Source organism: Streptomyces sp. NBC_00726, from assembly GCF_045161735.1.
GTDB lineage: Bacteria > Actinomycetota > Actinomycetes > Streptomycetales > Streptomycetaceae > Streptomyces.
This window is the reverse complement of sequence record NZ_CP108983.1, coordinates 5604115-5618384: the sequence shown is the minus strand read 5'-3', so window position 1 is coordinate 5618384 and position 14270 is coordinate 5604115. Positions and strand designations below refer to the sequence as shown.

The following is a 14270-nucleotide window of genomic DNA, read 5'->3' as shown; positions in this document are numbered from 1 at the left end:
GCCGCCGGGCTACTCCACGATCGCGAGTTCGCGGGCGGTGGCGTTGAGCCGGCGCCCGCCGTCCTCGGTGACGGTCACGATGTCCTCGATGCGGACGCCGAACCGGCCCGGCAGATAGATGCCGGGCTCCACCGAGAAGCACATGCCGGGCACCAGCGGCTGCTCCTCGCCCTCGATCATGTACGGCGGTTCATGGGTGGTGACGCCGATGCCGTGGCCGGTGCGGTGGATGAAGCGTTCCCCGTAGCCGAACTCGGTGATGACCGCGCGGGCGGCCCGGTCGATCTCCTGGCAGGCGACGCCGGGGCGCACCGCCGCACAGCCCGCCTGCTGCGCCTCGCGGACGATGTCGTGGACCCGCTGCTCCTCGGCGGTGGGCTCGCCGACATGGACGGTACGGGAGGTGTCGGAGCCGTAGCCGTGCTTGAGGCCGCCGAAGTCGAGGACGACCATGTCGCCGTGCTCGATGGTGCGCTCCCCCGCCTCATGGTGCGGGTTGGCCCCGTTGGGGCCGGAGCCGACCACGGTGAAGTCGACCTGGGAGTGCCCGTGTCCGGTGAGCAGCCGGGCCAGGTCGGCGGCGACCTCGGTCTCCTTCCGGCCGGCGAAGCGGACCTTCAGGATCTCCTCGTACGCGGCGTCGGCGGCGGCCCCGGCGGCGGCGATCCGGTCCAGCTCGTGGGCGTCCTTCACCGCGCGCAGCATCGGGAGCGCCTGGGTGAGCGAGGCGTACGAGGAACCGGGCAGCCGCTGCTGGAGGCCGAGCAGGTGCATCGCCCAGGCGTTGTCGCTGATCCCGAACCGGCCCCGCGCGTCCAGCAGCGGGGCGGTGACCTCGTACGGGTCCTTGCCGTCCGTCCAGTCACGCAGGGTCAGGGCGGGGGCGCCGACGGCCTTCGCCGCGTCCGGCGCCTCCAGCGTCGGCACGACGAGCACGGGGTCCCGGTCCGCCGCGAGGACGAGCAGGGTGAGGCGTTCGGTGATCGCGGTCGGCTGATAGCCCGTCAGGTACACCAGGTCGGGGCCGGGCGCGACCAGCACCCCGGCGAGCCCGGCCGCGGCGGCGCTCTCGGCGGCCCGCGCCATCCTGGCCCGGTAGTCGTCGGCGGTGAACGGCACGGGCTGGTTCGTGGGCATGCGGGCCTCCTGACGGCACGGAACGGCCCTCCCATCCTGCCCGCCGGCGAGGCGGTGCGCACGGGCGGGGAGGCCCTTTCCTTCCGCACCGGGCCCTCGGCTTCGAGCTGGTCGAGGACACCGACCGGAGGGCCCTCAGCCCGCCGCGCCCGCCAGCGCTTCCAGGACCGGTGCGATCAGCGGGTGGGCCTCGGCGCCCCGGCGCACCGCCGCGAAGACCCGGCGGGTGGGGGCGGTCCCGCGGACCGGGCGGACCACCACACCGGTCAGAGGCATGCCTCGGAGCGCGGTGCGCGGCACCAGGGCCACTCCGGCGCCCGCTCCGGCGAGGGCGACGACCGCGTGGAAGTCGTCCGACGAGTGTTCGAGGTTCGGTGCGAAACCGGCGTACTCGCAGGCCAGGACCACCACATCGTGGCAGGGGTTGCCCGGGTACGGCCCGATCCAGGCGTCCTTGGCCAGCTCGGCGACGGCCACCTGCTCCTGGCCCGCCAGCCGGTGGCCCACCGGGAGCACCGCGTCGAACGGCTCGGAGTAGAGGGGGACGCGGGTGAGCCGGCGGTCGTCCTCGCCGGGGGCGCCCCGGTATTCGACGGCGACGGCCACATCGACCTGCCGGTCCAGGACCATGGGGACGCTCGCGTCGCCCTCGGCGTCCTGGACGCGGACCTTGATGCCGGGGGCGGTCCGGCCCAGCGCGGCGATGGCGGGGGCGAGCACCAGGCCGATGCCGGTGGCGAACGCGGCGACCGTGACCGTACCGGCCTCGCCGGAGCCGTACGCGGCGAGCTCGGCCTCCGCCCGTTCCAGCTGGGCCAGGACCGCGTTGGCGTGGGTGAGCAGGATCTCGCCGGCCGGGGTGAGCCTGGCCCCGCGCGAGCCGCGTTCGACCAGCCGGTGGCCGGTCTCCTGCTCCAGGGCGGCGAGCTGCTGGGAGATGGCGGACGGGGTCAGATACAGCGCGGCGGCCGCGGCGGTCACCGTGCCGTGGTCCGCCACGGCACGCAGGACGCGCAGCCGCCGGGCATCGATCATGTGCCCATTGTCCCAGGTCCCAGGACGGTCGCGGGGGCGCCCCGACCGCCCCCGCGACCGTCCTGGGACCGCCCTCAGCCCTCCAGCTCGGCGCGCGCCGCGATGAACGCGTCGACCGCGCGGTTCACGTCCTCCGTGGAGTGCGCCGCGGAGAGCTGGACGCGGATGCGGGCCGCGCCCTGCGGGACGACCGGGTACGAGAACCCGATCACGTACACACCGCGCTCCAGGAGCAGCTCCGCCATCCGGCCCGCCTTCGCCGCGTCCCCGATCATGACGGGGGCGATGGCGTGGTCGCCGGGCAGGATGTCGAAGCCGTTCTCGGTCATCCGGGTGCGGAAGAGCGCGGTGTTGGCGTTGAGCCGCTCGCGCAGGTCGCCGGCGGACTCCAGGAGGTCGATGACCTTGAGCGAGGCGGCGGCGATGACCGGGGCGAGCGAGTTCGAGAAGAGGTACGGGCGCGAGCGCTGGCGCAGCAGGGCGACGATCTCGGCGCGGGCCGCCACGTAACCGCCGGAGGCGCCGCCGAGCGCTTTGCCGAGGGTGCCGGTGATGATGTCGACGCGGTCCATGACGCCGTGGAGCTCCGGCGTACCGCGCCCGCCGGCGCCGACGAAGCCCACGGCGTGCGAGTCGTCCACCATGACCATGGCGTCGTAGCGCTCGGCCAGGTCACAGATCTCGCGCAGCGGTGCGACGTAACCGTCCATGGAGAAGACGCCGTCGGTGACGATCAGCCGGCGCCGGGCCCCGGACGCCTCCTTGAGCTGCTTCTCCAGGTCGGCCATGTCCCGGTTGGCGTAACGGAAGCGCTTGGCCTTGGACAGCCGGATGCCGTCGATGATCGAGGCGTGGTTGAGGGCGTCGGAGATGACCGCGTCCTCGGCGCCGAGGATCGTCTCGAACACGCCGCCGTTGGCGTCGAAGCAGGAGGAGTAGAGGATCGTGTCCTCCTGGCCCAGGAAGGCGGAGAGCCGCTGCTCCAGCTCCTTGTGGACCTCCTGGGTGCCGCAGATGAAGCGGACCGAGGCCATGCCGTAGCCCCAGCGGTCCAGCGCCTCGTGGGCGGCGGCGATCACCTCGGGGTGGTCGGCGAGACCCAGGTAGTTGTTGGCGCAGAAGTTCAGCACCTCGCCGGGGCGGCCCCCGGCGGTGACGGCCACGGTCGCGGACTGCGGGGTGCCGATGACGCGCTCGGGCTTGTGCAGCCCGGCCGCCTCGATCTCTTCGAGGGTGGTGCGCAGATCGTCGCGTACGGAGTCGAACATGCCGGATTCCTTAGGGAGGTGAGGAGGTCAGACGGTCCAGTCGAGGATGACCTTGCCGCCGCGTCCGCTCGCCGCGTCGTCGAAGGCCGCCTCGAAGTCGCGGTAGCCGTACCGGCCGGTGATCACGGGGGCGAGGTCGAGACCGCCCTCCAGCAGGACGGACATGGCGTACCAGGTCTCGTACATCTCACGGCCGTAGATGCCCTTGACCGTGATCATGGAGGTGACGATCCGGGCCCAGTCGACGGCGAACTCCTCGGCGGGGAGTCCGAGCATGGCGATCCGGCCGCCGTGCGTCATGTTGGCGATCATGTCGCGCATCGCCTCGGGGCGGCCGGACATCTCCAGGCCGATGTCGAAGCCCTCGCGCAGGCCCAGCTCTTTCTGGCCGTCGGCGATGGTGTGTTCGGCGACGTTGAGCGCCAGGCTGACGCCGACCTTGCGGGCCAGTTCGAGGCGGGCCTCGCTGACGTCGGTGATCACGACGTTGCGGGCGCCGGCGTGCTTGGCGACGGCGGCGGCCATGATGCCGATCGGGCCTGCACCGGTGATCAGGACGTCCTCGCCGACGAGCGGGAAGGACAGCGCGGTGTGGACGGCGTTGCCGAACGGGTCGAAGATCGCGGCGACGTCGAGGTCGACGGGGACCCGGTGCACCCACACGTTGGACGCGGGCAGCGCGACGTACTCCGCGAAGGCGCCGTCGCGGCCGACGCCGAGGCCCAGCGTGGAGCGGCAGAGGTGGCGGCGGCCGGCCAGGCAGTTGCGGCACTTGCCGCAGACGAGGTGGCCCTCGCCGCTGACCAGGTCGCCGACGGCGATGTCGACCACGTCCGCGCCGATCGCGGCGACCTCGCCGACGAACTCGTGGCCGAGGACGAGCGGGGTGCTGATGGCCTGCTGCGCCCAGCCGTCGTAGTTGCGGATGTGCAGGTCGGTCCCGCAGATGCCGGTGCGCAGGACCTTGATCAGTACGTCGCCGGGGCCGGTCTCCGGCTCGGGGACGTCCATCAGCCAGAGTCCGGGCTCGGCCTTCTGCTTCACGAGTGCCTTCACGGCTGCGGCTCCCTGTACGGCGTTGAGCTCCCCGGGCCGGGGGCATGTCTGAGGAAGCCTGCGGCCCGGGGAAGGATGAGAGGGACGGCATGGCAGCGCGCTCGTACCGGCTGCCGCGCACCATCCTCCGCCGTCACGGAGAAATCTGCCGTACCCCGCGCCCCAGGTCCATCGAGGTTTTCTTAAGCGGGGCCGCAGCTGCGCTTCACACCGAGGTGCTGAGCCCGAGGAAGCGGGTGCGTCCCCCGTCGACCCGGTGGAGGAAGATGCCCGGCCGGGGCAGCACCTGGTGGGTCGAGGCGGAGAAGGACAGCTTCCGGGTGATGCCCTGGTATCCGGTGCTCAGGATTCTCCCGGCCACCCCGTCGCGCGGGGCGTCGACGGCGCTGGTGGTGCGGGCGGCCCGCGCGATCAGGCCCACCGCGTCGTACGCCTCGGCGGCCCAGGTGGCGGGCGGCGCACCGAACCGTTCGCGGTGGGCGGCGGTGAACGCCTCGGCGGCGGGCAGGGCCGTCGGGTCGGTGTACGCCTCGGCGAAGACCCAGCCCTCGCCGGCCGCGCCCGCGTCCCGGAGGAAGGCCGGGGCGAGTACGGGGCCGAGCGACGTCCCGGTGCCGGTGAATCCGGCGGCGGCGAGGTCCTTGGCGCAGCGGGCGCCCCGGGCGGCGGACGATCCGGCGTAGACGACCGCGCCCGCCCCGGCGGCGACCACGGCACGGGCGGCGGGGGCGAAGGTGCGGGCGGTGGCCGCGACGGTCTCCGTGGTGTAGCTGACCCCGTAGGCCGGCGCCTTCGGCAGCAGGTCCCTGATCGCCCAGCTGTTCTGCGCGTCCGCGCGGTCCTCGATGAGGACGACGTGGTCGGTCGGCCGGACCCGGGCCAGGTAGGAGATCAGCCCGATGACCAGCACCGGGTCGAGCGGCCGCAGTACGCACAGGGACCGGGTGGTCGCCACATCGGCGCCGGAGGAGCCGGCCGCGACGACGATCTGGGCGAGGCGCGCCTTCTCGTAACGGCCGGCGATCCCGGCGTCCACGGCCTCCGCGGTGGGGCCGATGACGGCGAGCACCCGGGGGTCGGCGGTGATCCGGTCGGCGGCCCGGCGGGCGCGGCCGGGGTCCCCGGCGTCGTCCTCGGTGCGCAGCGCGAGCGTGAAGGTCTTGTCGGTACGGGAGTTGTGGGCGTCGATCGCGAGGAGGGCCCCGCGCCGGTGGGCGAGGCCGGTGTCGCGGCCCGTTCCCGTCAGGTCCGCGTGCAGGGCGATGCGGTACGCGGGAAGGGGGCCGGGTGCCTTTCCGGTGCCGCCGCGCCGGGTGGCGGCCACCCAGGCGACGGTCCCCCCGCCCGCGAGGGCGACGGCGCCGGCCGCTCCGGCGGTGAGCAGGCGCCGCCGGGTGGGGCGCCGTGGCCCGGGGTCCGGGGTGGCGGGGGGCGGTTCGGGGTCGGGGAGGGCGAGGGCGGCGGCGGAGCGGGCGGCGACCGTGGCGGGGAGGCCGGGCACCGTCCAGTCACCGGGACCGTCCGCGAGGGACCGCGCGATCTCCCCGGCGCCGGGCCGGTCGGCCGGGTCCTTGGCCAGGCAGGCGGTGATCAGGGGCAGCAGCGTGGCCGGCAGCCCGTCCAGGTCCGGTTCCTGGTGCACCGTGCGGAAGAGCACCCCGGCCGGGGTGCCGTCCCCGAACGGGCGCCGGCCCGTCGCCGCGTACACCAGCACGCAGCCCAGCGAGAACACGTCGCAGCCGGGCCCGACCGGCCCCGCCACGGCCTGTTCGGGGGCCAGGTAGCCGGGTGTGCCGATCACCACGTCGGTGGCGGTGAGCGCGGTGGCGCCCTCGTGGCGGGCGATGCCGAAGTCGATGAGGCGGGGCCCGTCGAGGGCGAGGAGGACGTTGCCGGGCTTGACGTCGCGGTGCACGAGGCCGGCCGCGTGCACCGCGCCGAGCGCTTCTGCCAGCCGCGCGCCGAGTGCCCGGACCGTGGCGACGGGCAGCGGCCCTCCGGTCCCGACGGCTTCTCCGAGGGAGGGGCCGGGCACGAAGGCGGTGGCCAGCCAGGGCTCACGGGCCTCGGTGTCCGCCCCGGTCACCGGGACCGTCCAGGGGCCGGTGACCCGTGCCGCGGCCTCGGCCTCGCGCCGGAACCTGGCCCGGAATCCGGGGTCGGCGGCATGCTCGGCGTGGATCACCTTCACGGCGGCGAGCGCGCCTCCGGCCGTACGCGCCAGATAGACGACGCCCATGCCGCCGGCGCCGAGCCGGGCGAGGGTGCGGTAGGCGCCGATGGTGCGCGGGTCGTCCGGGGTGAGCGGTCGCATGCGGGATCAGGCCGTGGCCTTCGGTGCGGCGCCGAGGTAGGCGTAGTGCCCGTCGCGCACCCCGTAGAGGTAGGCGTCGTCGCCCTTGATCCGGTGGTTCTCGTCGAAGACGTACGCGCGTGAGACGCCCTGGTACGTGGACGCGGCGATCTTCGCGACGAGTGCGCCGCGCGACGGGCGCTTCGGCTTGCCGGGCGCCGTCCCGGCGAGGGCGGTCACGGCGGCGATCGCGAGGCCGGCCGCGTCGTACGCCTCGGCGGCCCAGTGGGCGGGGGCGGCGTCGTAGGCGGCGCGGTGGGCGGCGGCGAACTTCTTGGCGGCGGGTGCCGCCGGGTCGATGAAGGGCGCGGTGAACTCCCAGTCATCGGCGGCCGGTCCGGCGTCCTTGAGGAAGGCCGGGTTCATGGCCGTGTGCAGGGCCATCCGGGGCCCCTTGAACGAGGTGCCGGCGAGGGCACGGGCGGTACGGGCGGCGCCGGCCGCGTCACCGGCGTAGAAGAGGGCGTCGCTGGCGTGCGCGAGCATGTCCGCGATCACGGGTGCCAGGTCCCGGGTGCCGGCCGGGACCACGCGCGGGTAGGTGGTCCCGGTGGTGAGCTGCCCGGTCAGCATGTTGGTCAGATAGCCGACCTGGTACGCGGAGTGCCCGCCGGCCCGGTCGAGCAGGACGCCGAGCCGTTCGACCTCGGGCCGCAGGACCAGCCGCCGGATGACCGGCTGGGCCAGGACGCCGTCGGCGGGGGCGGCCTGGAAGAAGGACTTCCTGGCCCGGGCCGCGTAGGTGAGCTGGAGCGAGGACACGGTGAGGACCGGCAGCATGGCCTCGTCGTAGGTGCCGAGCACGGCCTCCGTCACGGCGTCACCGGTCGGGCCGACCACGGCGAGTACGTCGCGGTTGCGCGCGAACCCGGTGGCGGCCCGCACTCCGCGGGCGGGGTCTCCCCCGTCGTCGCGGACCTCGACGGTGAGGGTGAAGGGCTTGTCCGCACGGGCGTTGAACTGCTCGACGGCGAGCCGGACCCCGCGCTCCTGGGCCCGGCCCGCGGCGCTCCGCGGGCCGGACAGGTCGGCTTGCAGCCCGATGGTCCAGGCCCGTTCGCCGGCGGCCGCCGCCGGTGCGGCGCTGTCGTCGCGCAGCCACTGCCGTACGGCGAACCCGCCGCCGGCCGCGGCCACGAGCCCCGCGCCCGCGATCAGCAGGGCCTTGCGCCGGCCGGGTCCGGATCGCGTGGCGCCGTCGGCGAGCGTCGGGTCGACACCGGGCAGGCCGAGCAGGGCGGCGGAGCGTTCCGCCACCAGGGCCGCCATGCCGGCCGGCAGCCAGTCGACGGAGCCGTCGGGCAGGTCCTCGGTGATCCGGGTGTCGAGTGCGGCGGCGGTGGGGCGGGCCCCGGGCTCCTTGGCGAGCAGGGCGTCGAGCAGGGCGCGGAGTTCGGGGTCGTCGATGCCCGCGAGGCCGGGTGCCTTGTGGACGGTGCGGTAGAGCAGGGCGTCGGCGGCTCCGCTGCCGAACGGCGGACGCCCGGTCGCGGCGTACGCCAGGAGGCAGCCGAGGGAGAAGACGTCGCTCGCGGGGCCCGCCTCGGTGCCGCCTCCGGTGGCCTGTTCCGGGGAGAGGAAGCCCGGGGTGCCGACCACCAGGCCGGTGCCGGTGAGCGCGGTGGCGTCGGCGGACCGCGCGATGCCGAAGTCGATCAGGCGCGGACCGTCGACCGTGAGCAGGACGTTGCCCGGTTTGACGTCGCGGTGCACGAGCCCCGCCGCGTGGACGGCGGCCAGCGCGCGGGCGAGCAGCCGGCCGAGCACCCGGACGCCCCGGGCCGGCAGCGGGCCGCAGCGGGCGACGGCCTCCGACAGCGTGGGCCCGGGCACGAACGCGGTGGCCAGCCAGGGCCGTTCGCCCTCCGTGTCCGCGCCGGAGACCGGCACGGCCCAGGGGCTGTCCACCCTGCGGGCGGCCTCGGCCTCGCGCCGGAAGCGGGTCCGGAAGGCGTCGTCGGCGGCGTATTCGGGCAGGATCACCTTGATCGCGGCCAGGGTTCCGGCGTCCGTGCGGCCGAGGTAGACGACGCCCATTCCGCCGGCGCCGAGCCGCCCGAGCAGCCGGTGTCCGCCGATCCGGGCGGGGTCGGAGGGGCGCAGCTTCTCCATCACGGTCCCTCGCTCAGCTCTGCTTCTCGACGGCGGATTCGAGGTTCCGCAGCATGGTGGAGTGGGCCTGGTTCGTCAGCGCGTCGACCTCGTCCTCGCTCCAGCCCTTGGCCCCCTTGCCGGTCACGGCCACGGTGAACCGGAGGGTCTGCGACAGATACCAGGAGTACGGGTAGGGGCCGCCGCCCAGTGCCTCGTTGCGGTACTCCCCGGTCTCGAACAGCACGTCCTCGGCGCTGTGCTGGGACTCCCCCCGGGCCAGGGCGGAGGCGAGCATGGACCCGATGGACTCGCCCTGCCGCAGTTGCTGCGTGGGGCAGCGCATCGTCTCCTCCAGGGACTCGGCCATCTCCCACCGGGCGTCCTCGCGGGTGCGGTGCACGGTGACGACGGCGGAGAGCCGCAGTGGGCCCTTGCCGCCCGCCGCCGGCACCTCGAAGTAGCGGCTCAGGCCGGCCAGGACGTCGGCCGCCGGCTTCTCCTGCCGCCAGACGCAGTCGGTGCCGAGGACGGGCCAGGTCGCCGGGTCGCTCTCGTACGGGCTGCCTTCGACCACGGCGGGGCCGAACGCGGCGGGCTCCGCGATGACCTCGCGGATGAGGCGGAGCGCCTTCGCGCGGGTGGCCGGCAGCTTGGCCGGGTCCGCGTCGATGACGGCGGTTTCCGTGGGCCCGGGGGCCGGGGCGGTGCCGGCGGTGGCGCTCGCGGAGCTCCTGGTCCCGGCCGGAGTTCCGCCGCCCGCGCAGGCCGCCAGCACCAGTGGAGCCAGCAGCAGCGCTCCGTATCCCCGTAGTCCGCGTATCGCCCCCGCGCGCGCCACGATCGCCCACCCCGTTTCCCCCGAAGACCGCTCCGATCCTATGAGCAAGGGCCGTCCGGCGGCAGGGGACCGGCTCAGTCGCGCGGCCAGGGCCTGCCGTCGAGGCGTTCGATGTCGCGGTTGAGCCGGGCCAGGTCGTCCGCGAAGCGGGCGGCCTCCTCCGGGGTCCACTCGGCGAGGACGCGTTGCAGGCCCTCGCGGTTCTCCGCCCGGTCCCGGTCGAGGCGGCGTTCGCCCTCGTCCGTGATGACGAACTTGCGCGCGATCCCGCCATCCGGGTCGGCGATGCGGTCCACCACACCGGCCCGGAGCATGGCGGCGGTCTGCCGGTTCAGCGTCGAGGTGTCGAGGCCGAACGCGTCGTGCAGCTGGCCGATCGACATCGGGCCCTCGACCCGGATGCGGCTGAGGAGGATGTACGCGCTGCGGTCGAGCCGGCCGCCGCCGCGCGAGGTGAGCAGGCTCATGTGCCGGCCGAGCAGCATCGTCTCGAACTCGATCCGGTCCACAGGCATGTCCACGCACGGCTCCCTACGACTGCGGTACGCCTCCCCCACGGAACGACGACCTCTCTGTACACATATACCACGGAATGTGTGCACGATGCACGTATCATGCATGCTGCACAACGCCCCGCGCGCGGGGCCCGGGCAGGTTTGAACGGCGGCGACCACTCGAACCGGTTGTCCTGCCCGCCCGGGAGCCACACAATCCGCTTCACCGGTAGCCGTTCACGCTCCCGGCCGTAGACTCGCCGGATGGCGAAGTATTTCGACGTACACCCCGAAAATCCCCAGCAGCGCACCATCACCAACGTGGCCGAGAACATCCGCTCCGGGTCGCTCGTCGCGTATCCGACGGACTCCTGCTACGCACTCGGGTGCCAGCTCGGCAGCCGGGACGGCCTGTCCCGCATCCGTGCGATCCGCAACCTCGACGACCGCCACCACTTCACGCTGATGTGCCAGAACTTCGCCCAGCTCGGGCAGTTCGTGCACATCGACAACGACGTGTTCCGTACGGTCAAGGCGGCCACGCCCGGCCAGTACACCTTCATCCTGCCGGCCACCAAGGAGGTGCCGCGCCAGCTCCTCCATCCCAAGAAGAAGACCGTGGGCGTCCGCATCCCGGACCACCCGGTCGTGCAGGCCCTCCTGGGCGAGCTGGGCGAACCGCTGCTCTCCAGCACGCTGTTGCTGCCCGACGAGGCCGAACCCCTCACCCAGGGCTGGGAGATCAAGGAGCGCCTGGACCACGAGGTGGACATCGTCCTCGACTCCGGCGACTGCGGCACGGAGCCGACGACCGTCATCGACTTCTCGGGCGGCGAGCTGGAGATCGTACGCCGGGGAGCCGGCGACACCTCCCGCTTCGAGTAGTCCGGCCCGGATCGCCGGTGTCCCGCGCCCCCGGCCTTCCGGCCGCAGGGGCGCAAGGGCGTGTCGCTCCTTGATAGCGTCGCCCCAGCGACTGCGGAGCACTCCCCGCCGGGGTCGCCGCTCTCTGCCGGGACGGCGCTGCCACCGCGAGGGCGGGTGCGGGTGGCAGGGGATCTTCAGGCAGGGACGAAGAGAGCCGACGCATGAGCCTCGCGCAGTTGCACTACACCTCCGCGGACGGGGACGGGACCGGCGAGGACGGCCCAACCACCGCCCGGTTCACATCGGTTGACGCCTCGATACCCGCGTCCGTGCTGACCGAGGCGGGACCGCTGCTGGCTTACGAGGCGCCGCGCGGCACACCGGACCGGCTCACGGACACCGCCCTGCGCGCCCTGCCGGAGGCGTACAGCTTCAGCCTGCTCTCCGACGGCAGCGGGCTGCTCGCCCGGACCATAGCGGTGCGCTCCCCCCGGACCTCCGCCGTACGCTTCCACGCCCACGCGGTCCATCTGCCGCCCGGCATCCGGCTCCCCGGGGGGACGCTGCCGCTCACCGCCTGCCGGTCCGCCCGCTGGGCCGCCGCGACGCCGGACCGCCCGCTGCCCGATCCGCTCGCCGCGCTGCCCGCCCCGGCCGGCCACGAGGCCCGCGAGCGCGAGGCGTTGAACGACTTCGCCGTCTCGCGCGGCCCCTGGCTCGCCGGGGTGCTGTCCGACCTGCGCCGGCTGCACGGACCGGACGGACCGGAGCGGGTCGTCCTGGCCGAGCGGCAGAGCGCGGACGTCGCCCGCTGGATCGCGCTCGCCGGGCTCGCCCTGCCGGACGGGCTCGCGGAGCACCTGACCTTCACCACGTACACCCGCCGCCCCCGCGAGGCGGCCGGGCGGGTGGTCGGGGTGCTGCCCGAGGACGCCGAGGAGCTGGCGGGCCCCGGGCTGCGCGTGCATCTGTGCGGCGGCCCGCGTCCGGAGGGGCCCGTCGGCGACACCTGGGCCGAGACGGCCGCCCGGATCTGGCGCGGCCGGGCGCCGGAGCTGTTCCGGGAGGCGGCCGCGCTGCCCGGGGAGCCGTTCGCGGCGGGGCCGCTGGCGGTGACGGCCCTGTGCGCCGGCATACCGCTCGGCACCGAGGAGCGCGCGGCGGCCGCCGACTGGGCCGCCGAGCGGCCGTACGCCCTGGACGGGACCCGGACCCACCGGCTGGTCGAGGCGCTGACGGCGCCCGGGACCGACGACCGCTCCGGGCCCGAATTCGACGCCGCCGGGCGACTGTTCGCGGCGCTCGACGGCCGCTCCCCGGCGACCACCACCGCCCCGCTCGCCGCGATGCTGGTGACGGAGGCGGTGCGCGGCGGCAACGGCTCGCTGGAGCTGCCCGGCCGCACCGCCTTCAGCGGCCCGGAGGGCGCGGCCGTCGCCGGGCTGCTCGGGCCGGAGATCGTGACCGAGCTGGGCGGCACGGGAGTCGGCCTGGACGTGGCCCGTACGGTGCAACTGCTGCGGGTGGCCCGGCTGCTCGGGGTGGACTGCGCCGAGCTGCTGCCCTCCGTGCTGGACCGGCTCGCGCCCGCGCTGCTGACCGGCGGCGAGGAGGGCGCCCCGGGCTGGGCGCCCGCGCTGCTTGAGCTGATGGACGAGCAGTTCGATGTGCGTACGGCCCTGTTGGGCGCGCTCGACCGGATCGCGCCGGACCATCCGGCCGGGGTCGCCCGGCTGCTGAGCCGGGTCCCGCTGCCGTTCACCGGCACACAGGCGCTGCCGCATCTGCGGATGTGCGCCGGGGCGCCGGAGGCCAGGGCGGACTGCGGCGACGACCGGGTCGCGACGCTCCAGCGGATTCTGCGGGCCGGCGGGGTGTCGCCGTTCGCGGAGCCGCTGGTGCTGCGGACGGCGGTGGGCCTGGTGTGGGACGCGGGGGCGCCGGCGGCCGCCGAGGCCCGGCAGCTGCTTGAGGCGGCGACCTCGGACGCGCACCGGGCGGCCGGCACCTGGTCCCTCCTGGTGGCCGCCGCGCTCGCGGCCGGCGCCGACGACGGGGCGGCCCCGGAGCTGGCCCACGACCTGCTGCGCGGCTTCCCGCAGGAGACCGGGGGCCGGGTGCGGGCGGCGCTCCAGCTGCTTGAGTTCGCCGGCGAGGTGCGCTCGGGCGCGGCGGAGCCGGACTGGGCCGAACGGGTGCGGGCGCTGCGCGCGGAGGCGGAGCCCGTGGAGCCGGGTGTGCTCGGGCAGGCGTGCGACGCGGTGGCCGGGCGGCTGCTGGCACCGGAGCGCCCCGACGAGGAGCTGTACGCCCTGGTGCAGAGCGGGGACGCGGACCTGATCGCCGCCTACGCCCGGACCGCCCGCGGCGACGGCGTCCGGGCCCGGCTGGCCGCCGACCCGGCCTACGCGGCCGACTGCTTCACCGTGTGGACGGCCCACCCGCACGCCGGCGCCCCATGGACCGGGGCCGCCGCCGGACTCCTCGACGAGGTGCTGCGTCCCGTGATGCGGACGCTGCCCGCGGACCGGATCGCGGCGGTCGCGGACGCGGTCGGCCACTCGGGCAGCAGCGCCCGGGCCGACGCCTTCCGCGACTGGAACCGCCGCGAACGCGGCACCCTGGGCCGCCTGGGGCGGCGGATCGCGGGGCGGGTGCGGCGGGGCTGAGCAGCGCTGCGGGGCCGGGCGTGCCCGGCCCCGTAACGCCGGAAGGGTCAGGCGTCCGGTGTCAGCCGCAGCGAGATCGAGTTGATGCAGTAGCGCTGGTCCGTCGGGGTCGGGTAGCCCTCGCCCTCGAAGACGTGGCCCAGGTGGGAGCCGCAGCGGGCGCAGCGGACCTCGGTGCGGACCATGCCGTGGCTGCGGTCCTGGATCAGCTCGACCGCGTCGGTGTCCTTCGGGTCGTAGAAGGACGGCCAGCCGCAGTGCGACTCGAACTTGGTGCCGGAGCGGAACAGCTCCGCGCCGCAGGCCCGGCAGGAGTAGACGCCCTCCGTCTTGGTGTCCGTGTACTCACCGACGAACGCGGGCTCGGTGCCGGCCTTGCGCAGCACCGCGTACTCGGCGGGGGTGAGCTCCTCCCGCCACTGTTCGTCCGGCTTCTCGACGTCGTACGTCACGGTGGCT

General features: G+C 74.8%; 11 protein-coding genes. 2 read left to right on the top strand and 9 right to left on the bottom strand.

The features are described 5' to 3' along the window. Positions 1-9: 9 nt before the first annotated feature. The 8 genes from OG338_RS25005 to OG338_RS24970 form a co-directional block, all read right to left on the bottom strand. Positions 10-1137, bottom strand: a complete 1128-nt coding sequence (locus OG338_RS25005; RefSeq protein WP_405939459.1) for an aminopeptidase P family protein — start codon at positions 1135-1137, stop codon at positions 10-12. A 135-nt stretch (positions 1138-1272) separates the two neighbouring features. Then, positions 1273-2172: a LysR substrate-binding domain-containing protein gene (locus tag OG338_RS25000; RefSeq protein ID WP_405939458.1), complete on the bottom strand. Its 900-nt coding sequence runs from the start codon at positions 2170-2172 to the stop codon at positions 1273-1275. 74 nt (positions 2173-2246) lie between these two features. Further along, positions 2247-3440, bottom strand: coding sequence for a glycine C-acetyltransferase (locus OG338_RS24995; RefSeq protein ID WP_405939457.1), 1194 nt, complete (start codon positions 3438-3440; stop codon positions 2247-2249). Positions 3441-3467: 27 nt separating this feature from the next. Continuing rightward, positions 3468-4496: an L-threonine 3-dehydrogenase gene (tdh, locus tag OG338_RS24990; protein ID WP_405939456.1), complete on the bottom strand. Its 1029-nt coding sequence runs from the start codon at positions 4494-4496 to the stop codon at positions 3468-3470. 205 nt (positions 4497-4701) lie between these two features. Continuing rightward, a complete protein-coding gene (locus tag OG338_RS24985) occupies positions 4702-6810 on the bottom strand; it encodes a bifunctional serine/threonine-protein kinase/ABC transporter substrate-binding protein (protein ID WP_405939455.1) in 2109 nt (702 codons plus the stop codon). Between the two features lie 6 nt (positions 6811-6816). Then, a complete protein-coding gene (locus OG338_RS24980; RefSeq protein ID WP_405939454.1) occupies positions 6817-8961 on the bottom strand; it encodes a protein kinase domain-containing protein in 2145 nt (714 codons plus the stop codon). A gap of 13 nt (positions 8962-8974) precedes the next feature. Beyond that, positions 8975-9718, bottom strand: a complete 744-nt coding sequence (locus OG338_RS24975; protein WP_405940527.1) for a hypothetical protein — start codon at positions 9716-9718, stop codon at positions 8975-8977. 137 nt (positions 9719-9855) lie between these two features. Further along, on the bottom strand, positions 9856-10302 hold the full coding sequence (locus tag OG338_RS24970) for a MarR family transcriptional regulator (RefSeq protein WP_405939453.1): 447 nt from the start codon (positions 10300-10302) through the stop codon (positions 9856-9858). Between the two features lie 237 nt (positions 10303-10539). On the opposite strand from OG338_RS24970, the gene OG338_RS24965 reads away from it, so the two are divergent. Further along, positions 10540-11160 carry an L-threonylcarbamoyladenylate synthase gene (locus OG338_RS24965; protein WP_405939452.1) on the top strand — a complete coding sequence of 207 codons (621 nt, stop codon included), beginning with the start codon at positions 10540-10542 and terminating at the stop codon, positions 11158-11160. A gap of 203 nt (positions 11161-11363) precedes the next feature. After that, positions 11364-13811 (top strand): GTPase-associated protein 1-related protein, encoded by a 2448-nt coding sequence (locus tag OG338_RS24960; protein ID WP_405939451.1) that lies wholly within the window; start codon positions 11364-11366, stop codon positions 13809-13811. Positions 13812-13858: 47 nt separating this feature from the next. On the opposite strand, the gene msrB is transcribed toward OG338_RS24960, so the two are convergent. Next, positions 13859-14263, bottom strand: a complete 405-nt coding sequence (gene msrB / locus OG338_RS24955) for a peptide-methionine (R)-S-oxide reductase MsrB (RefSeq protein ID WP_405939450.1) — start codon at positions 14261-14263, stop codon at positions 13859-13861. Between the last annotated feature and the right edge of the window lie 7 nt (positions 14264-14270).

What these genes read in the sequence shown, in the direction of transcription:
- OG338_RS25000 (WP_405939458.1), bottom strand. Translation starts at nt 2,172, where the DNA reads ATGATCGATGCCCGGCGGCTGCGCGTCCTGCGTGCCGTGGCGGACCAC.
- OG338_RS25005 (WP_405939459.1), bottom strand. Translation starts at nt 1,137, where the DNA reads ATGCCCACGAACCAGCCCGTGCCGTTCACCGCCGACGACTACCGGGCC.
- OG338_RS24980 (WP_405939454.1), bottom strand. Translation starts at nt 8,961, where the DNA reads ATGGAGAAGCTGCGCCCCTCCGACCCCGCCCGGATCGGCGGACACCGG.
- OG338_RS24960 (WP_405939451.1), top strand. Translation starts at nt 11,364, where the DNA reads ATGAGCCTCGCGCAGTTGCACTACACCTCCGCGGACGGGGACGGGACC.
- OG338_RS24965 (WP_405939452.1), top strand. Translation starts at nt 10,540, where the DNA reads ATGGCGAAGTATTTCGACGTACACCCCGAAAATCCCCAGCAGCGCACC.
- OG338_RS24985 (WP_405939455.1), bottom strand. Translation starts at nt 6,810, where the DNA reads ATGCGACCGCTCACCCCGGACGACCCGCGCACCATCGGCGCCTACCGC.
- OG338_RS24995 (WP_405939457.1), bottom strand. Translation starts at nt 3,440, where the DNA reads ATGTTCGACTCCGTACGCGACGATCTGCGCACCACCCTCGAAGAGATC.